The organism is Deltaproteobacteria bacterium, assembly GCA_016931625.1.
Classification (GTDB): domain Bacteria; phylum Myxococcota; class XYA12-FULL-58-9; order XYA12-FULL-58-9; family JAFGEK01; genus JAFGEK01.
Map to the genome: position 1 here is coordinate 1 of JAFGEK010000056.1, position 18,172 is coordinate 18,172.

An 18,172-nucleotide genomic window follows, 5' to 3' on the forward strand; every position below is an offset into this window, starting at 1 on the left:
CAAAAATACCATAATAACCTTTTCATCGTCACCCTCGCGAACGCGGGGGTCCATAACATATTGTTTTTACATAACATTCCTGGATTCCCGCTTTCGCGGGAATGACGTTATTGTTAGTATAATTATTAATATTATCGAGTTTTGCAAGTGGCTCTAGTTACAATTATTTGTTGCTCTCAAAGCTAACCAATAGCAACCATTCTCTTTATTGGCTTTTGTGCTGCTGCAATTAATTCTGGCGCTAACTCAATCTCAGGTCGCATATCACGTAAGCATAAATATAACTTTTCTAAAGTATTAAGCTTCATATACTCACAAGTGCTACAACCACATGATGCTTCTGTGAGGGTAGCTGGCGCCGCTACAATGAAATTCTTACTCGGTGAAGCTTTACGCATCTGATGTAAAATACCGATTTCAGTAGCAACTATAAAAGTCTGTACTGGACTTTTTTGCGTATAATCAAGCATAGCTTTAGTTGAACCAATATAATGTGCATGGCGCAGCACCGGTTCTTCACATTCTGGATGGGCAATGAGCTCTGCGCCAGGATTTTGTTCTAACAGTTCAAGTACTCGACGTTCATTAAAAGTTTCATGCACAACGCATGTCCCCGGCCATAAAACCATTTTTCGTCCAGTTTGTTCAGACAAATAGCGGCCAAGATTTTTATCGGGGCCAAATATAATAGGTTGTTCTTTAGGTATAGCTTCAATTACCGCTTTTGCATTGCCAGAGGTGCAAACATAGTCTGATAAAGCCTTAATTGCTGCAGTAGTATTAATGTAGCTTACCACTACGTGCCCTTTATGTTCTGCTTTAAATTTTACGAACTCTTCTTTTGGGCAGCCTTGTGCAAGCGAGCACCCCGCATTAACATCCGGCAAAATCACTTTCTTATCAGGAGAAAGTATTTTAGCGGTTTCGGCCATAAAATGTACACCACAAAAGACAATTACTTTCGCTGACGATTTTTGTGCCGCCCTGGCTAAAACCAAAGAATCTCCAATAGTATCGGCAAGATCCTGAATATCCGCATCCTGGTAATAATGTGCTAAAATGACTGCTTCACGTTCACGTTTAAGTTTTTCTATAGCTGCAAAAAGATCCTCAGGTAACGATTCTTCTGTGGTTTTTTGTAGCAATGTGTCATTTGCACTCATTAAAAATATCCTTCACAATCTACTTCTAATATAACAACTGCTCCATAATTTGCTTGTAATACCTGATTTGTCATGCATGTAAGGCAATATTATCAGTAAAGAAAGATGTTAATTAAATAAAAAGCATTAAAAACTTAAGCACAAACAATGATCGACTCACATTGTCATCTTGATAACGAAATTTTTGCTTCTGACCGTGAAGCCGTTCTTAGTCGAGCACGAGCTGTAGGTATTAATGCTATCGTTGTACCAGCAGTCGATGTTGCCTCGTGGCAAAATATTTTAAAATTAGCCCAACAAAACCATCAGCCTCAATGCTATGTTGCTTTAGGATTACACCCAGTTAGTCTACTATCTAACAACCAAGCCGATGATCTAAAAAACCTCATTAAATTAGATGCGCTCGCGCGCACGAGCAATATCGTAGCCATTGGCGAATGCGGTCTTGATGCTAGTATTGATCTTGAACTTGCTTCTTTTACTCGCCAAGAAATCATTCTTCACTATCAAATCGATTTAGCATTTGAACTTGATTTGCCGTTAATTCTTCATGCTAGAGGTAAAGCCGCTTATCGTAGGCTAGCTGCGTTACTAAATGAAACCGGTGTACCAAATGCTGGAGCGGTTATTCATTCATATAGTGGTGGCGTCCATATGCTGAGTGATTTTCAACATGATCACCTTTATTTTGGCGTTACCGGCCCGGTAACTTACCCTGATACACGTCGCGTACATGCCAGTGTACAAGCAATCTCATTACAACGTTTACTTATTGAAACTGATGCTCCGGATCAAACGCCTGTAGGTCATAGGCCAGGGCGCTGTGAACCCGCATATCTTAACGATATCGCCGTAGCAGTTGCGACAATACGTAATAAAAAAATTGAAAAAATTAAAGCAATAACCCAGGAAAACACTTGCGCGTTATTTCGAATTAACCCTTTGGTAAACACTCCATGAAATATCATATACATCATCGTTCTATATCATTACCTATTATTCTCGGCAGTATTGCTGTCGCCCTAACTATCGCTTTACTAGTTGGTTGGACCTTAGTTAGTTTACAAAATATCGCCATTACTCGACGCGCAGTACAAAATACTTGGCTGCTAATTGCTGGTTTGGTGTCGTTTAGCATTATTTTAAGTGTCGTTATATTATTTAGTGTTTTTTTAATTCACGAAATTCTTGAAGTTAGACGCCAAACAACCTTTATTGATTCAGTTACTCACGAACTTAAAAGCCCGTTAGCATCAATCAAACTTGGGCTTGAAACTTTAGCACGCCCTAATCTAACTGAGCCACAAGTTAAAAATTTACGACATATGATGCTAAGTGATGTTGATCGTCTTACAACTTTTATTGATGATATTCTTGAAGCTAGTCGTTTATCCCATGGTCGGCGCAGTTTTACCCTTTCAGAAGTATACTTAAATGATTTAGCCCAACGTTGCGTTGAAAGTTTATCTGCACGTTATAAGCTAAAACCTAATTCAGTAAAAATTAATATTGCTGATAATTTACTTATCAATAGTGATGCCACTGCAATTGAAACCATTATTAAAAATCTCTTAGATAATGGAATAAAATACTCAAATGATCCTATCGAAGTCATTATCTCTGCTAAAAATAATAAAAATGTAACCATTATTGAAGTAAAAGATCATGGCATTGGCATTGCGCCTAAAAATCAAAAACGTTTATTCGAACGCTTCTATCGCGTTCCTAACGAAATGGTATATAAACGCAATGGTACTGGCTTGGGGTTGTTCGTAGTAGCGTCATTAGTACGCAACCTTCAAGGAAGTTTGCGTGTTCATTCTGATGGTATTAAACAAGGCACCAGCTTTTGCGTAGAATTACCCCTGGCCAGCAAAACTACAAGAGGATCGATTTGAGTGACGAAAGAAAATATTTATTGATTGTCGAAGATGAAGAACATTTAGCTTCAGCGCTTAAATTAAATTTTGAACTCGAGGGCTATGATGTCGATTTAGCTCGTACTACTCGCGAAGTTGGCGCACTACTCATGTCAGCACCAGGTTATGATGCGATTATTCTTGATATCACGTTGCCTGATGGTAATGGTTTTGATTTATGCCGTCGTTTACGTGATGCCAATAACTTAGCACCAATTCTTATGCTGACCGCTCGTAATAGTGCTGAAGATCGCGTGCAGGGTCTTGACGCTGGTGCTGATGATTATGTCACTAAACCTTTTGAATTAAACGAACTACTAGCGCGGGTTCGTTCAATGCTACGTCGTCGACGCTGGGATGTAAATTCTGATAATGGTATTGGTGAAGCAGTACTTGAGTTTGGGACAGCACGAGTAAACTTTCAAACCCAAGAAGTATTAGTAGGTACAAACGCGGTGAAACTTACGACCCTTGAGCTTGAACTGCTACGTTATTTTGCACGCAACCCTGGTCGTGTTATCGGTCGTGATGAGTTGCTTGAAGAAGTATGGAAGCTTAAAAATTTTCCTAATACACGCACTGTAGATAATTTTATTGTGCGCTTGCGTAAACACTTTGAACCGGATCCCGAAAAACCTATTCACTTTGTGTCGCATCGCGGTTCGGGATATAAATTTATTCCATCGCCAAACTAAGCATTAAAAGCTAAAGTTGGCTCAAGTTAAAAATAATTTTTATAGCCTAACTATTGACGACATCTTGTATAAATGAGTATTAGCAGCACCACTGTTTTTGGCGGGCGCATAGCTCAATTGGCAGAGCAGCGGACTCTTAATCCGCGGGCTGCGGGTTCGATTCCCTCTGCGCCCACCAAAAGGGTATTTTCTGGACACATCCTTTACTGTAATGTCTCTAGCGCGCTTTAATTTTTAAGAGCAGGTCAGCTTGTTTGAAGTGAAAGAAAACATCCAAGCCGGTAGGCATTGGTGCTAGAGGTCAAGCCTAGCTTTCATGCTTTCTGATAGTTTTATTTATTTAGATAAAATAATAAACTTTAATAATTACCAAAGAAATTCAGTCACCCAGAAATATTCACCCAATCCTCTACCATCCATATCATCAGACAGTTGAAATCCATCAAATTCATGGTTTGCAAATGGTTCTAAAATAAATTTGGACATCTTACGATTATCAATTTTACTTTTTAACTCTTCATAATTTTTAATACCACATACGTCTGGCTTAATCACAACCACTATATTATTCTGTTTTCGTATTTTTTGACCCGCATCAACATCCATTACAAAAAAACGCGCTGCAAATGCATCATAGGTATATGGTTCTACAGAGTGTCTTGAAATTTCTTCTAAAACACCCTTTACCGTCCATTGTTGCTTTTTTTTATCTGTGGAATCATATATTATCTCTTGCAGTTTGGCTTCTAATGATGTTGTTCCATACCTGATTTTTCTTTTGCCCGCATAGCTTTTTAATGCTTCTATAACATTAAGAATATCATCCTCATACAATATATTTAAGTCATTATCAGTAATTGTTTGTTCGTTAATTATCTTCATACATACTTGCGAAATGGGTTTTTCTAAAAACTGACTTCGCTCTCTACCGTTTTTATTTCGATCAAGAGCAACAATATCTATATCGGTATAATCCCAATAAGAATTTGATGGTATAACCTTGCCAAGTAAAGATATTGTTTGTTGATCTACATAATCGGTGATTTCACCAAACAGCCGTTGTGGTGGCTGATTATCTATCCAAGTTCGCTCATGTTGATCTGAAACGTTATACACAATAATTGATTCAAGCTTATTTTCTTTTTTAATTTTCTCCATATCTTCTATTGCTAAGGCTATAAATGAATGGACGTCAATGCCATCATCACCAATCATTAATGGCAGACGATATTTATATGGCAATCTATCTTTAAGATAAGTCACCTGAAAATAGCCATTGTAGGCAAAATCATTATAAGTTTTTAAAGAAAACTCTTCATCAGTTATAGCCAAATAAAAGCCTAAGGTTTTATGATAACATTCATAACCATGAACTTTTAGGTAAAGGCCGCTCTCACGTATCTGTGCAAAGTTTAAAGATTTTATAGGTGTCTTTTCGTTAACATAATTTACGAACTTAGACTTTGAAAAATCAAGAAATGGTTGTTTATTAAAATACCAAGCAATAAAAGCAAAATAGTTACGTAAACTCTTTAGCGAACCTGATTTTTGTAAAAACTTAATTATATTTATGTTATCTGGCAGTTTCTTACTTAAATTTTCAAGTTCGATAAAAGCTTCTTTTGTACCTTCTGGGTACGTATCTATTGGCACCCCTACGGCAAGATAAGGTAAATCCTCTAACTTATTTTGAATACCCTTTAACAAAGGAGCATTTTTAACATAACTGAATGGCTTAGCCTGTTTAACTGTTTTGCCATCATAACCATGCTGTTTTACTACAGCCATTACCTCTTTTTGTTTTTGTTGTAGAAACTGCTGCCATGATTTGCGATATGTTATATGAACAACGCTTTCAAGCATTTTTAACGCGTTATCAAAATAACTAATAGTACCACCTAAAGGACTCTCATCATGATTAATTTTAACAATATCTGATGTCGATAATTTGATTGGTTCAACGCTTGGTGCACCAGGCAAATCCTTACGGACATCTGATAAGCTTTCAGCTAATATTATAACTTCATCACCTATAAATTTTATTGAGGCAAAAGCCAACCGTTGCCCTTCTTTGACCCATGTTAAATTAATGGCTTTAAATTTTTTATTATATTGTTTATAATATGGTGTGCATATTAATTTTATTACATCTACCGCAACATCATCAAACAAGCCTTCATTCGTTTGACGAATAATTGCCATATCAAGTTCATTTTTTAGACCTTGCAATTCGGGAGCATCCCAAATGCTATTATAGTGATTAGCCTCTTTGATATCTTGATTATCATCCTCAGCGTAATCACAAGATATTGTTATATTGTAGCTTGCTAATCCATCTTGAGTTTTTAAAGTAGCGTTATGCAATTGCTCGATTTGTGATTGCAGCAAGGTTTTACTGAGGTTATATAAATCATATTGATTTGACCATACCCCCAAAGGGTAGTTTTTAAGTAGCTTAAATATTTTATGATATTCAGGATTAGTCTCTATTATAGCTTTTTGCTCGTCAGCTTTAAGTAACCAATCAGGTTCGCCATCTACATCCGCATTTGCATCATGTTTTTTAACATATTGTTCACAAGCAACTTCAAGTTGTTTAACCGCCGCTTCAAAACTCGTGCCCTGAAATTTGCTAAGATCAATCGCTGGTAAAGCTGGTTTATTATCAACAGGTTTACTCATATGCTTTCACTATATTTTGCTTGCACCCCTTGCAAATATCTCGGTATCCGCTCACCTCATTATGTGATACAACGTGCAACTGTTTTTCTGTTTTGCTTATTGATTCATCGGTAATAAATTGAAAATGTTGCCAAAAATTTTATTCGCGGATTTAAAAACACCGTAAAATAAACTAGTTAGTGGAAAAACTAAGCCTAGTGATAAATGTGCATGAGTATCTGATTGATATGTTGACACGTATTGATAACGGTTGTTCTATCAAAAAACTTACCGAGCTTTTGTCTAAATATAGGCAACTTGCAAATTGATTTCGAATAACAATATTATACAATATTATTGTATTTTTTTTATTGAAAATCTACAATAACATTGTATTTTTACCATATGAATCATATAAAACGACATATACAACCAACTTCCCAGCATTTCTTTTTATTTGGTCCTCGGGGAACCGGCAAATCGACATGGCTGCATAATCACTATCCTGATGCAGCATTCGTCGACCTTTTACAACCTATACTATATCGTAATTTTTTTACTCGACCAGAGCGTTTAAGCGATTTCGTAAAGGCCAATGCGTATAAAAAAGTTATTATTATCGATGAAATTCAACGTGTACCGCAATTGTTACCCCTTGTGCATGCCCTGATTGAAGAATATCCGAATTTGCAATTTATTCTTACAGGATCAAGTGCCCGAAAACTAAAACGTACTAATACCGATTTACTTGGCGGGCGAGCGGGCGTGAAAAAAATGCATCCATTTACCATTGCAGAATTGGGGAACATGTTTTCCCTGGATTTTGTATTAGAAAAAGGCCTGATCCCGGTAGTCTGGAGTGCCGATGATCCCAACCAGGCACTTGAAGGATATATCCAGATTTACCTAGATCAGGAGGTGAAGGCCGAGGCAATTGTAAGAAATATCGAAAATTTCTCACGTTTCCTTGAGGCAATAAGTTTTTCACAGGGATGTGTAATCAATGTGGCGAACATTTCCCGCGAATGTCAGGTACAGGTTAATTCCGTTCGTAATTACATCGCCATTCTTAAGGATCTATTAATAGCGTCGACAATCACTCCATTTCGAAAAAGAATGAAACGTGGAGTAGTTGCGCATGAAAAATTCTATTTTTTTGATTGCGGACTTTTTCGAACGCTTCGTCCCTCCGGCCCACTTGACAAGCCGCAAGAAATTGACGGTATCGCCCTTGAAACGCTTGTCTATCAGAATCTCTGTGCCTGGGTTGATAATATTGATAAAGCAAAACTCCATTTTTGGCGAACGCAGACCGGATTGGAGGTTGACTTCATCATATATGGTCCTGAAGCATTCTATGCCATTGAAGTGAAAAACAGTGGCAAAATCAGGCCCGAAGATCTACGTGGGTTAAAAGCTTTCATACAGGACTATCCCGAAGCGACTCCGATTATACTCTATAGAGGGAATGAACGCATCGAAAACAAAAAAATACTTTGTGTAAATGTCACGGAATTCCTCCAATCATTCGTCTGAGTACCGTTGAACACATGATCTTAAGAAACATGTATTCAGAACTTTTTAATTCGATAATATCCTGTACAATCCCTTACTTAAGAAATAAGTTAGTAACTTTAGAAATACCATAGGCTTGCTTTGCCTTTTTAATTCTTCTGCCCTTAATAAAGTATTTTTTTCTGCTCCCCTATTTAAAACTCACGTAAAATCATCTAACTTTAACACTAATGATTATTAGTTGCAGCCGTCGCACCGATATTCCCGCTTTTTTTACACCGTGGCTCATGCAACAAATTGCCAACGGCTTCTGCGAAGTAGCTAATCCATTTAATCCTAAACAAATCTCACGCATTTCACTTAATCCCGAAGATGTTGATGTTATCGTATTTTGGACCAAAAATGCCGCGCCGTTATTACCATATCTATCAAAACTCAATCAACGCGGATTTGCTTATTATTTTCTATATACTATCACCGGTTATGGCCCAGCTATTGAACCGCATGTTCCTGCTATCGATGCGAGCTTTAAAACTTATCATAAATTAGCTGAGCTTATCGGCCCTGAGCGTGTAATTTGGCGTTATGATCCGATTATTTTTAGTGAACAGTTAAACCAAAAATTTCACCAACAGAACTTTACCCATATTGCAAAGCACTTGCATGGTTATAGTAAACGAGTAATCATTAGTTTTGTTGATCATCATTACCGTCATGCTAACAAAGGCTTGGCTACTATCAACAGCATTGATACTCATTTGCAAATCAATAAATCCATCTCTTCTACTATCGCACAAATAGCAACTAATTTAGCAGCAATCGCAGGTGATAATGCTTTAGATATTTATAGTTGTTCTGAAACCTTAGATCTTAATGCTAATGGTATCAAAGCCGGCAGTTGTATTGATGCTGAACTTATTCATAAACTTTTTAATAAACAAGTATCCTCAAAAAAAGATCCATATCAACGTAGTCAATGTAATTGTGTTAAAAGCCGTGACATCGGCGCTTACAACACTTGTTCACATGGTTGTATTTATTGCTATGCAACTTCAAGCAACAAACCGCAAAGTAGTATTAACAGTGTAAAACAATAAGTATTGTAATTTTAAAATCTACTCATTAATCGCATCAATAATCACATTAACTAACTCTTCACTATTAACACCGTAAGCGACTATTGCACGAGCTATCCCTAATAACATAGCGCGTGCATCAGGCAGATCCGCTGAAATATAGGCTTCGCCATTAAGCGCATTGGTCAAAGCCTCACGAGCCTTATCAGCATTGCCAGCAGTTAATCGCTGTATATTATTTATAAGTTCACTATCGTTAACACTGACCCTTGGCATTGATATTGGCATACCTGGTTCTTGTATGTCTAATGGCAACAGTGGACTAGTATCATCGCTACCGCTTACTATCGCGCCTAGGCCCAATGCTTCTTGTAATGTTTGTTCACTCGCTTGATTTGCTAGCGGTGTTGGTGAATCATTCTTTTTAGTCATTAACCACTCTTAATATACAAAACCCTTAAGCTGGGCGCCCTTAAGCTGGGCAAATGGTCGAACCATCATTGATGATAAGTAGGCAATATATCCGCTTCGACTTGTTGGGGAATTATCGCACCGGTATCTGGATCAATACATACATACATACGTCTCATACTATTAAGAACACCAGGTGTAGTATTGAAATCAGTAATCCAAAAACACATTAGTTTATCATCACGTTCGTGATCATAATCAAAATCGGCAAATGGGTCATCTTCACGCTGCCGCTCTTCATCTTCACGATCACGCTGATCATCTTGTTGACGTCTACGATTTTCTTCGTCGTCAGCTTCACGTCGTGTAATAGCCTGCTGCTCCTCTTCACGTCGTTGACGTTCAAGAGCCTTACGAATATGTTCACGGTTATTAAAAGCATCCCAAAAAAGATTTTCTAAATACCACGCCATTATAAGTTCTTGTGCATCATCGCGCGAAAGATGACCTTCTTTTAGGTCATCTGCGTCAGCAAGTAAAATATCACTGGGGCGGCGTGCAGCGGTACGTGCCCAATGCAGCAAATCACGTTTAGCTGGTATAGCTCTTCCTTGCATTGCATTAGCAAAACCGGCAGCGGCTTGATGTAATATTTTGTATATAATTGAACTTTCACTGCCACGCAGGCTTCTAACTGCCGACATCGTTCCTAACATGGCGATACCGCTTTTATATAAAGGGCCAAGTAAATGTGGTTTTATTCCCATTTCGCCATTACGCCCAGGGCCAATTTTTAACAATTCAGTACGCATAACCAATGCCAGTAGCTTGCCACGATCAATACCTAATTCAGCAGCAAGATCGGCTCGATTTTGCGGCAAAGCCCCAGCACGTACTAATCCCATAGGATCTTGAATACCAAGCTGCATAAGTTGATTGGCGAGCTTATCACCAAAAGTCATCTTCATGAGCATAGTACGCTGCCCAGGGCTCAACTGGGCTAACTCTCGCTCTACCAGCTTGGGTGCACGAAAACCGGCAGCGTTAATATTAACCTGTCGTTGCCCCAGCATTTCGGCAAGCAATGCCATTTCACCCTTGGGTGCTGCAAAACCAGCACGACTTTGCAAACCACCGCCGGGAACATGAGTTGCATGCTGCACAAATTGCACCCAACGCAAGGCTTGTTGCGGTGCTGTGCCATCACTAGCTTGGGTGCGGGCGCCTTCAGGAGAAGTAGCCTGGGGTAAAGTTTTTAACGCTTCACCACCATAGGCATTAGCTAACCGATTTACTAAAGTTTGAATAACCGGAGCCCCAACTAATGCCTGCGTAAGTGCCTGAGCTAAAGGTGTTGGCAATTGACCACGTAACTCGCGAGCAATGAAACGACCAAGAGCTTTTTGCACTTCATTCGAAAGGTTTTTTACGTCTATTTTCGCTAATTCTGCTATCCGCGCTTTATCTTTAGCTATATCACGAAGGAGCTGACGTACATCATCATCAGTAGCACGAGGCTTATGCATTTTTTCGCGTAATTGCTCGCGAATTGCCTCATCACTAATAGCACCTCTTCGATTATGAATTTCTGCCATACCTACGACCTTTATTTACTAGACCCTACAGGGCATAGGCAGCATTTGTCTAGCGTAGCCAAACTTTTAACTTCGGAGGATTGGCTAATGAGGCATTTGGCCAATCGTAATCATCAATGGGAGCATCAAAACCATTACCATTTTGGGTAAAACCATCAATAGTTCTATTTTCTGGTTGTACCCCTACAGCCATACAAAGATCACCTTCTGTAGTATTACCACCATCATTATTACTCGTATAAGGGAAACTACCCCCATGCTCATCAAATGGCATCACCCCGAAGATATTTTGTCGACAACTTTCAGTGGCGCCGTCCCAACGTTTAACCACAGCTTCGTAGATTTGTGCGTTTGCAATTAAGGTGTTTCCTGTGTTATGATTCCACCAAGTAGCCAATAATCGATTAGGCGGCATTTCCCATTTAACCCATCTTGTTCTATTGGTATTGCTTAAACGAATCATTTGCGCTCGATTTACCGCCATTGCCACTGCATCAATACATGCAAATGTGCCATCTTCAATTGTATCGGTTAACAAATTGTTGACATTATTTTGATTACGCAGCCACATATTAGTCATATCAAACTTGCCAGCTACCTCACCTATTAAGGTCCAGCCACCACCGCTCATATCGCAATAAGTTTGTACTGGTGTCGCAGATGCAACTCCCCCAGCTAATACCCAATAAATGTCATTAGTAGCTTCACCACCGGAAAGTTGTAAAATTTCAAAACAACTACCTGCGGGATTTTCAGCAGAACCCGGAAGAATATTATCGCCACAATGGCCGATTTCAGCCCCCAAACCACCGCAAGTCTGATTATCAGGGCATTCTCCGCAAAAAACCCAGCCACCGCAATTATCTGAAAGCGCACCACACTCCCACCCAGCTTGTACACAATTTGGAACAATGCAATTGTCTTGTCCGATTAAAGTGTCAACAAATTCACACCAATTATCGCCGCAAATTTTTTTACAATAATCCTCTTCATAGCATCCATAGCCCTCAGCACAATCATCATTATTGTCGCATAAAAATTTGACAGATTCGTCATCAATGTTAGGAACATCAACTGAGCATGCTGAAAATACCACCACCAGCAACGATACCTGGATGCTTCGCTACATCATTGGCAGCCTCTTTCATTCTTTGTTTGCTAAGGTGAAAAAAAAACTTCTAACTGCTCAAGTTGATTAATTTTAACACAAATGCTTTTTCAAAGTAAAAATGATTTAATAATATTGCGTAAATATGATAAAAAATCCTTTTTTAAGCTACTTGCAAAAGTCGATATAATTTACAATTATAACTAAAATAACATCATTCTAAGCGCAAACTTACAATCTAAAATGTTTTTTAATATCAACCAGTTATATACTCCCACTCGCGCTGACTCTTGATCTCATCTCTGTAAATGATCGATTTTATTAGGCTTTACTGGATGCCCTCTTTCGAGGGCATGACGTAGAGAGTTTTACGAAACTCCTCGTCATTCCTACGAAAGTAGGAATCCAATTCCGATAAAAGTGAAGAATGAGACTAAGAGTCAGCACTCGCGTGGGAGTGACGAAAATGGGTGGTGGTTCGACTTTTACATGTGGCTCTCTTATTAATAATTATCTGTTCGATTGTATAAATTATTTTTCTCGACTGAATATCTATTTTAAATTTTTAGTAAAACTAATCATCCAAAGAGATAATAGCAAGTGTACTCCTAATATAAAGGCCACTAGCCACTCATTTTAAGGTTTCGCCATGACTAAGACCGTCACCACTGGACCCCAAAATTTCCAAATCGACAACAATAGCCAAAATGATCCATCGCTTTTAAAGCTACAGAAAAAAAAATTAACAGGTTATGAAGCACTTAATGAACAACTACTAAACATGTCGTTTGGGCAAGCATCCTCTGTTATTTCTACGCAGATTTCGTCATTTAATGCCAACGACAACAATGAATCCGATATTCCCCCAGCTATGGCTGAAAGTCTGATGTCATTTGCATCAACTATTTCACAAAATTGCCATGTAACTAAAGATATCGCTCTTAAAGGTTGGAGCAGATGTTTTGCCTCAATGCCTAAAGGCGAAATACCGCAAGATGTTAATGCCTTGGTGCAGCATGTGTTGCGTCAATCATACATGGAAACCACAAACGATTTACGCTTTTATGCTCAAAAAGTTCAATTTTTTAACGATCTAAAAGCTTCTATTCGAGACCATTTAGCAGATTTACGCAAAGCCAAACTATTGGTTGAAGAATGGGAAGTTGAAAATAATCGCCTAACTAGCGATGCTCAATTTGAAACAAAAACTACTGAAGAAATCATCTCAACAACATCCGTTGATGTTGATACAGATGTAAGTATTAAGGTTAAAAAAGAAGCATTGGCATGGGATGATCCACGACGCCGAAGAAGTGACCCATTACTAATAGACTTAGATCGCGATGGAGAAATAGAGCTAATTAATATAGAAGATGACAATGGCTTTTTACTTAATCACACCGAAACCGAATTAGACCCTATTATTGAAACTGATAAAAATGCTGTTGATCATAACGTAATTACAACTGATGGTATTAATGAGATAACTACCACTACCACTACTACTACTACTACCACCACTACTACTGAAAGAACCCAAATTTCTGAAACACGCTTCACTCAATGGGCTGCGCCAGACGACGGCGTGTTAGTCATGGATCGCAATGGCAACGGTCAAATCGAAGCCGAAGATCTGTTTGGTGATAAATCTGTAACCGGTCGCGATGCTGCAAATGGCTATGAAGATCTTGCCGCTTTAGACACTAATAACGATGGTATTGTTAACTCTGAAGATGCAGACTTCGCTAATCTTAAAGTATGGCAGGATCGTGATGGTGATGGTCAGATGGATGACGGCGAAAGCCTAACTATGCGTCAAGCCGGTATTGATGGAATACGCACCAATTATGAAAGTACTTCAGATGAAACTTTGACAGAAGTTGGCACCTTCCGCTCGACTCGCGCTGTTGAACTTGAAGAAGAGATGAAAAAATATCCACCTGAAGCTTTCTATTTCAGTGATGTGTCCACAGATTTTCAACTTGATGAAAATGGCCAGCCAGCATTTAAATATAACATTAAAGGTGATCCAAACATTCCTTATGGTGATCCTAATTCTGCACGTTTAACCCCAGAAGACTACGAAACCGAAATTAAAAATTACGAAGAAAAACTAAACACTGTTGGTGATGATGCCCAACTAGCCAATCTTGATCTGCAAAATATGCTGCAAAAACAGCAACAAACACTGCAAATGATGTCGAACATTTCAAAAGTGCTGTATGATACCGCTATGGCAATAGTTAGAAAGATCGGTGGCTAAGTTCTGGCAATTTTCCACTCTTTATACCTCTGAATTTTTCATCATTTTAGTTCTTTAAAATAATTATATCAAATAACCTCTTAATATTTATGTATAATTAGGCAGTTAGCAAATAGTTAAGTTATTCGATTGACATTGTTGTCTATTATATATTAATGCTTAATAAATTGAATTATGGCCAAACATTTTTTCATTTAGTCAGGTAATTATGGAGAATCAAGTAAAGTTTGAATTTAGTCAGGCACATTTTGAAACCTTAGCTGATATATTGGAGAAGTAATCAGTGAAAATGTCTACCAAAGGCCGTTATGGCCTGCGCATTATGATAGAGCTAGCTAACAATTATGGCAAAGGTCCACAGTCGGTTGAAACAATAGCTACTCATCAACATATATCAGGCAAATATATTCACGTTATTGCAATGAATTTAAAATCGGCCGGTTTGCTCCGTACAGTTCGTGGACCTAATGGCGGATATGAGCTAGCAAAAAACCCATCGGCAATTACTGCTCTTGACATTGTTTTGGCACTTGAAGGTAAAAATGCACCAGTTGATTGTGTGATTAATGCTGCATACTGTTTACGGGCAAACGCATGTGTAGCTCGCGATCTCTGGTGTGATATTGCGACAGCTATTGATAATGTTTTAGCTGGACAAACAATTGAGCAACTTGCTCAAAAACAACAAGCTTACCTTGATACCCGTCATTGCTACACAATTTAAGAATTAATGGAGTCTTTTATGGTCGCCCCAAATAATGACATAAATAAAAATATAAAAGTCGCGGTGGCCATGAGTGGTGGTGTGGATAGCAGTGTTGCAGCAGCCTTGTTTTGCGCTCAAGGTTATCAAGTAATTGGAGTTACCTTGAAACTCCAACACACAAATAAGAATACCCCAGACCACTCAACAATTACTGGGTGTGCTAGCGATGCTAATACACGTGCAAAATCAGTTGCCGAGCAGCTTAGAATAAAGCACTACATAGTAGATGGTAGCAGTGAATTTGAGCAGTTGGTGTTACGTCCAAGTTGGAATGAATATAAAAAGGGACGCACCCCTAGCCCATGCTTAATATGTAATGAACATATTAAATTTTCAATGCTGCTAAAATGGGCAAATGCAATGGGTGCTACTAAGCTTGCCACCGGGCATTATGTACGAATAATTAAAAATATTGAAGATACTTTTCAACTTTTGCGAGGGCGCGATAGTATTAAAGACCAATCATATTTTCTTGCTGGTCTTAACCAATATCAATTAGGTTCCGTGCTCTTTCCTTTAGGCGAATTTACTAAAACTGAAGTACGCGCCATGGCACATAAGTTAAACCTCGCAACATCTACAACTAAAGAAAGCCAAGATGCATGTCTGGTTGGTTCTGATGTCTCTTTTGCCGAAAAGTTGCGTGAATTTTTCGCGGGCGAAAATATTGGTGGGCCTATTATAGATACTAATGGCATAAAATTAGGAGAGCATACAGGTATTCATAAATTCACCATTGGGCAACGCAAAGGACTTGGGGTTGCCTCACTAACGCGTCGTTGGGTGTGTGCAATTAATCCCGCAGATGCTGCGGTAATAATTACTGATGATGAAGCAAAGCTTAATGGTGACTATCTACGCGCACACGATGTTAATTGGGTTAGTGGATATGCTCCGAGAGATGAATTAGATTGTCAGGTTCAAATTCGTTACAATCATAAACCAGCCCCAGCAATAGTCACTACTAATACAGATAACAGTGTGGAAGTAAGGTTTAAACAAAAAGTACGTGCTATTACCCCTGGACAAGCTGCAGTTTTTTATGATGGCGAACGGACGTTAGGCAGGGGGTGGATTAGTGTTTAATAGTTGCAGAATATCTATTAAAGATATTCACCTCTGGTTGCGTGAGGAAAATCAAAAAAACTTAGAAAAGCTCTGGCAAGAGGCTGACCGAATACGCAGTGCTAATGTCGGAATTGCTGTTTTTTTACGGGGATTAATTGAAATTTCAAATTATTGTCGGCAAAAGTGTCACTATTGTGGATTACGTGCTGAAAATCGTCAATTACAGCGCTATCGTATGTCAACAGATGAAATACTTATCTGTGCTCGACAAGCTAAAAAGTTAGGTTATGGCACGGTGGTTTTGCAAGCTGGTGAAGATGCGGGCATTACCCAGGACTGGATGACTGCTCTTATACTAAAAATAAAACATGAAACTGGGTTAGCAATAACTCTAAGTTTAGGTGAACGCAATCTTGATGAATTACAAGCTTGGCGCATTGCTGGTGCGGATCGCTATCTATTACGCTTTGAAACTTCAAACCAAAAGTTATTTAAACTTATACATCCTGGCCGCATCGGCTCATCTACTACTAGTGATCGCATTTACTTGCTTAAAGAGTTGCGTCGTATGGGTTATGAAATCGGTAGTGGGGTCATGATAGGTATTCCGGGGCAATCATACGATGATTTAGTTGCTGATTTAGAGCTATTTCAAGAACTTGATCTCGATATGATTGGTATTGGTCCATTTATCGCGCATCCCAACACACCGCTTGGTAATCAGCAAAACGACCTCTATTTGCCTGCAGAACTGCAAGTACCCAATACTGAATTAATGACTTATAAGGTGCTGGCTTTAACTCGCTTAGTTTGCCCACGCGCAAATTTGCCAAGCACTACAGCCTTGGCTTCACTAAATTATGAGCAAGGTCGTGAGTTAGGTCTTATGCGCGGAGCTAATATTGTAATGCCTAATCTAACCCCCCCGCATTATCGAAAACTATACGAAATTTATCCTGCTAAGGCTTGCATTCGTGAAAGCTTTGAACAGTTTCATGCTATAATAAAAATACGCATTGCCTCAATTAATCGTAGCATTGGCATTGGTCCGGGCAGCGCTATAAAACGATAAATTAACCAGGGAGTCACACAAATGACAGACAACGCTAACGATGTTATTTGGCAACAAATTCGTGAAGAAGCTAAACGTGAGGCCGAATTTGAACCTGCTCTGGCAAGTTTTCTTTATACTGTAGTTTTAAGTCATGAACTTCTTGAAGATGCGCTTAGTTACATTCTCGCCAGTAAACTAGGTTGCACTACGGTTAATGCTTTAACTCTACGCGATCTAATAAATGCAGTATTTTCAAAAGATCTAAAAGTCTGTACCGCTTTTCGTGCTGACTTGCAAGCGGTTTTAAGTAGAGATCCTGCTTGTTGTGGTTACTTAATACCGCTGCTTTACTTTAAAGGCTTTCAAGCGCTGCAAGCGTACCGCGTGGCAAACTATTACTTTGTTAATAACCGTAAGGCTCTAGCTTATCATATTCAAAGTCGCGTCTCTGAAGTATTTGCAGTTGATATTCATCCAGGGGCGCGTATTGGCAAAGGTATTCTATTTGACCATGCTACTAGTGTTGTTGTGGGTGAAACTGCTGTAGTCGATGACGATTGCTCATTACTACATGAGGTTACATTAGGTGGTACCGGCAAAGATAGCGGCGATAGACACCCGAAGGTTCATCGAGGTGTAATGATTGGGGCAGGCGCAAAAATATTAGGCAATATTGTTATAGGTGAAGGCGCAAAAATAGGTTCGGGTAGTGTAGTACTTAAAGATGTTCCCCCACACTGCACGGTTGCCGGTGTACCAGCACGCCAAGTTGGGGCTCCTACATGTGACCTACCTGCTTTAGAAATGGATCAATCACTAGAACTGTAAAATTTTGACAATCCTTATTTGATTATATTGGTAGGTTTGCCAGGAATTAG

Annotated in this window: 15 protein-coding genes and 1 tRNA gene; 11 read left to right on the top strand and 5 right to left on the bottom strand. The window is 38.9% G+C overall.

Translation table 11 applies throughout. The annotated features are described in order from the left end of the window. Window positions 1–182: 182 nt before the first annotated feature. Entirely contained in the window at window positions 183–1,163 is a 981-nt protein-coding gene (nadA, locus tag JW841_04930) for a quinolinate synthase NadA (protein MBN1960269.1), read from the bottom strand. A gap of 147 nt (window positions 1,164–1,310) precedes the next feature. On the opposite strand from nadA, the gene JW841_04935 reads away from it, so the two are divergent. The 4 genes from JW841_04935 (at window position 1,311) to JW841_04950 (ending at window position 3,955) form a co-directional block, all read left to right on the top strand. After that, complete coding sequence (locus JW841_04935; protein ID MBN1960270.1) at window positions 1,311–2,123, top strand: TatD family hydrolase; 813 nt, start codon at window positions 1,311–1,313, stop codon at window positions 2,121–2,123. Continuing rightward, entirely contained in the window at window positions 2,120–3,061 is a 942-nt protein-coding gene (locus JW841_04940; protein ID MBN1960271.1) for a HAMP domain-containing histidine kinase, read from the top strand. The genes JW841_04935 and JW841_04940 overlap by 4 nt, the downstream gene beginning before the upstream one ends. Further along, the gene (locus JW841_04945; protein ID MBN1960272.1) at window positions 3,052–3,777 is read left to right on the top strand and encodes a response regulator transcription factor; all 726 of its coding nucleotides are present in this window, start codon (window positions 3,052–3,054) and stop codon (window positions 3,775–3,777) included. The genes JW841_04940 and JW841_04945 overlap by 10 nt, the downstream gene beginning before the upstream one ends. Before the next feature lie 102 nt (window positions 3,778–3,879). Next, window positions 3,880–3,955, top strand: a tRNA-Lys gene (locus JW841_04950). Window positions 3,956–4,143: 188 nt separating this feature from the next. On the opposite strand, the gene JW841_04955 is transcribed toward JW841_04950, so the two are convergent. Beyond that, entirely contained in the window at window positions 4,144–6,459 is a 2,316-nt protein-coding gene (locus JW841_04955; GenBank protein ID MBN1960273.1) for a hypothetical protein, read from the bottom strand. A gap of 384 nt (window positions 6,460–6,843) precedes the next feature. Between JW841_04955 and JW841_04960 the strand changes: the two genes are divergently transcribed. Continuing rightward, a complete protein-coding gene (locus JW841_04960) occupies window positions 6,844–7,974 on the top strand; it encodes an ATP-binding protein (protein ID MBN1960274.1) in 1,131 nt (376 codons plus the stop codon). A gap of 209 nt (window positions 7,975–8,183) precedes the next feature. Next, window positions 8,184–9,050 carry a DUF1848 domain-containing protein gene (locus JW841_04965; GenBank protein MBN1960275.1) on the top strand — a complete coding sequence of 289 codons (867 nt, stop codon included), beginning with the start codon at window positions 8,184–8,186 and terminating at the stop codon, window positions 9,048–9,050. 18 nt (window positions 9,051–9,068) lie between these two features. Here JW841_04965 and JW841_04970 read toward each other — a convergent pair whose 3' ends face one another. The 3 genes from JW841_04970 to JW841_04980 form a co-directional block, all read right to left on the bottom strand. Next, the gene (locus JW841_04970) at window positions 9,069–9,461 is read right to left on the bottom strand and encodes a hypothetical protein (GenBank protein ID MBN1960276.1); all 393 of its coding nucleotides are present in this window, start codon (window positions 9,459–9,461) and stop codon (window positions 9,069–9,071) included. Window positions 9,462–9,526: 65 nt separating this feature from the next. Then, entirely contained in the window at window positions 9,527–11,035 is a 1,509-nt protein-coding gene (locus JW841_04975) for a hypothetical protein (GenBank protein MBN1960277.1), read from the bottom strand. A gap of 49 nt (window positions 11,036–11,084) precedes the next feature. Next, a complete protein-coding gene (locus tag JW841_04980) occupies window positions 11,085–12,131 on the bottom strand; it encodes a hypothetical protein (GenBank protein MBN1960278.1) in 1,047 nt (348 codons plus the stop codon). Window positions 12,132–12,792: 661 nt separating this feature from the next. On the opposite strand from JW841_04980, the gene JW841_04985 reads away from it, so the two are divergent. The 5 genes from JW841_04985 to cysE all read left to right on the top strand — a co-directional run bounded on the left by JW841_04985 (window position 12,793) and on the right by cysE (window position 18,122). Beyond that, window positions 12,793–14,406: a hypothetical protein gene (locus JW841_04985; protein ID MBN1960279.1), complete on the top strand. Its 1,614-nt coding sequence runs from the start codon at window positions 12,793–12,795 to the stop codon at window positions 14,404–14,406. 289 nt (window positions 14,407–14,695) lie between these two features. Then, entirely contained in the window at window positions 14,696–15,130 is a 435-nt protein-coding gene (locus JW841_04990; GenBank protein ID MBN1960280.1) for an Rrf2 family transcriptional regulator, read from the top strand. Between the two features lie 18 nt (window positions 15,131–15,148). Beyond that, on the top strand, window positions 15,149–16,258 hold the full coding sequence (gene mnmA / locus JW841_04995) for a tRNA 2-thiouridine(34) synthase MnmA (GenBank protein ID MBN1960281.1): 1,110 nt from the start codon (window positions 15,149–15,151) through the stop codon (window positions 16,256–16,258). A 10-nt stretch (window positions 16,259–16,268) separates the two neighbouring features. Continuing rightward, window positions 16,269–17,312, top strand: a complete 1,044-nt coding sequence (hydE, locus tag JW841_05000) for a [FeFe] hydrogenase H-cluster radical SAM maturase HydE (protein ID MBN1960282.1) — start codon at window positions 16,269–16,271, stop codon at window positions 17,310–17,312. 21 nt (window positions 17,313–17,333) lie between these two features. Then, window positions 17,334–18,122, top strand: a complete 789-nt coding sequence (gene cysE, locus JW841_05005; GenBank protein ID MBN1960283.1) for a serine O-acetyltransferase — start codon at window positions 17,334–17,336, stop codon at window positions 18,120–18,122. The last annotated feature ends 50 nt before the right edge of the window (window positions 18,123–18,172 follow it).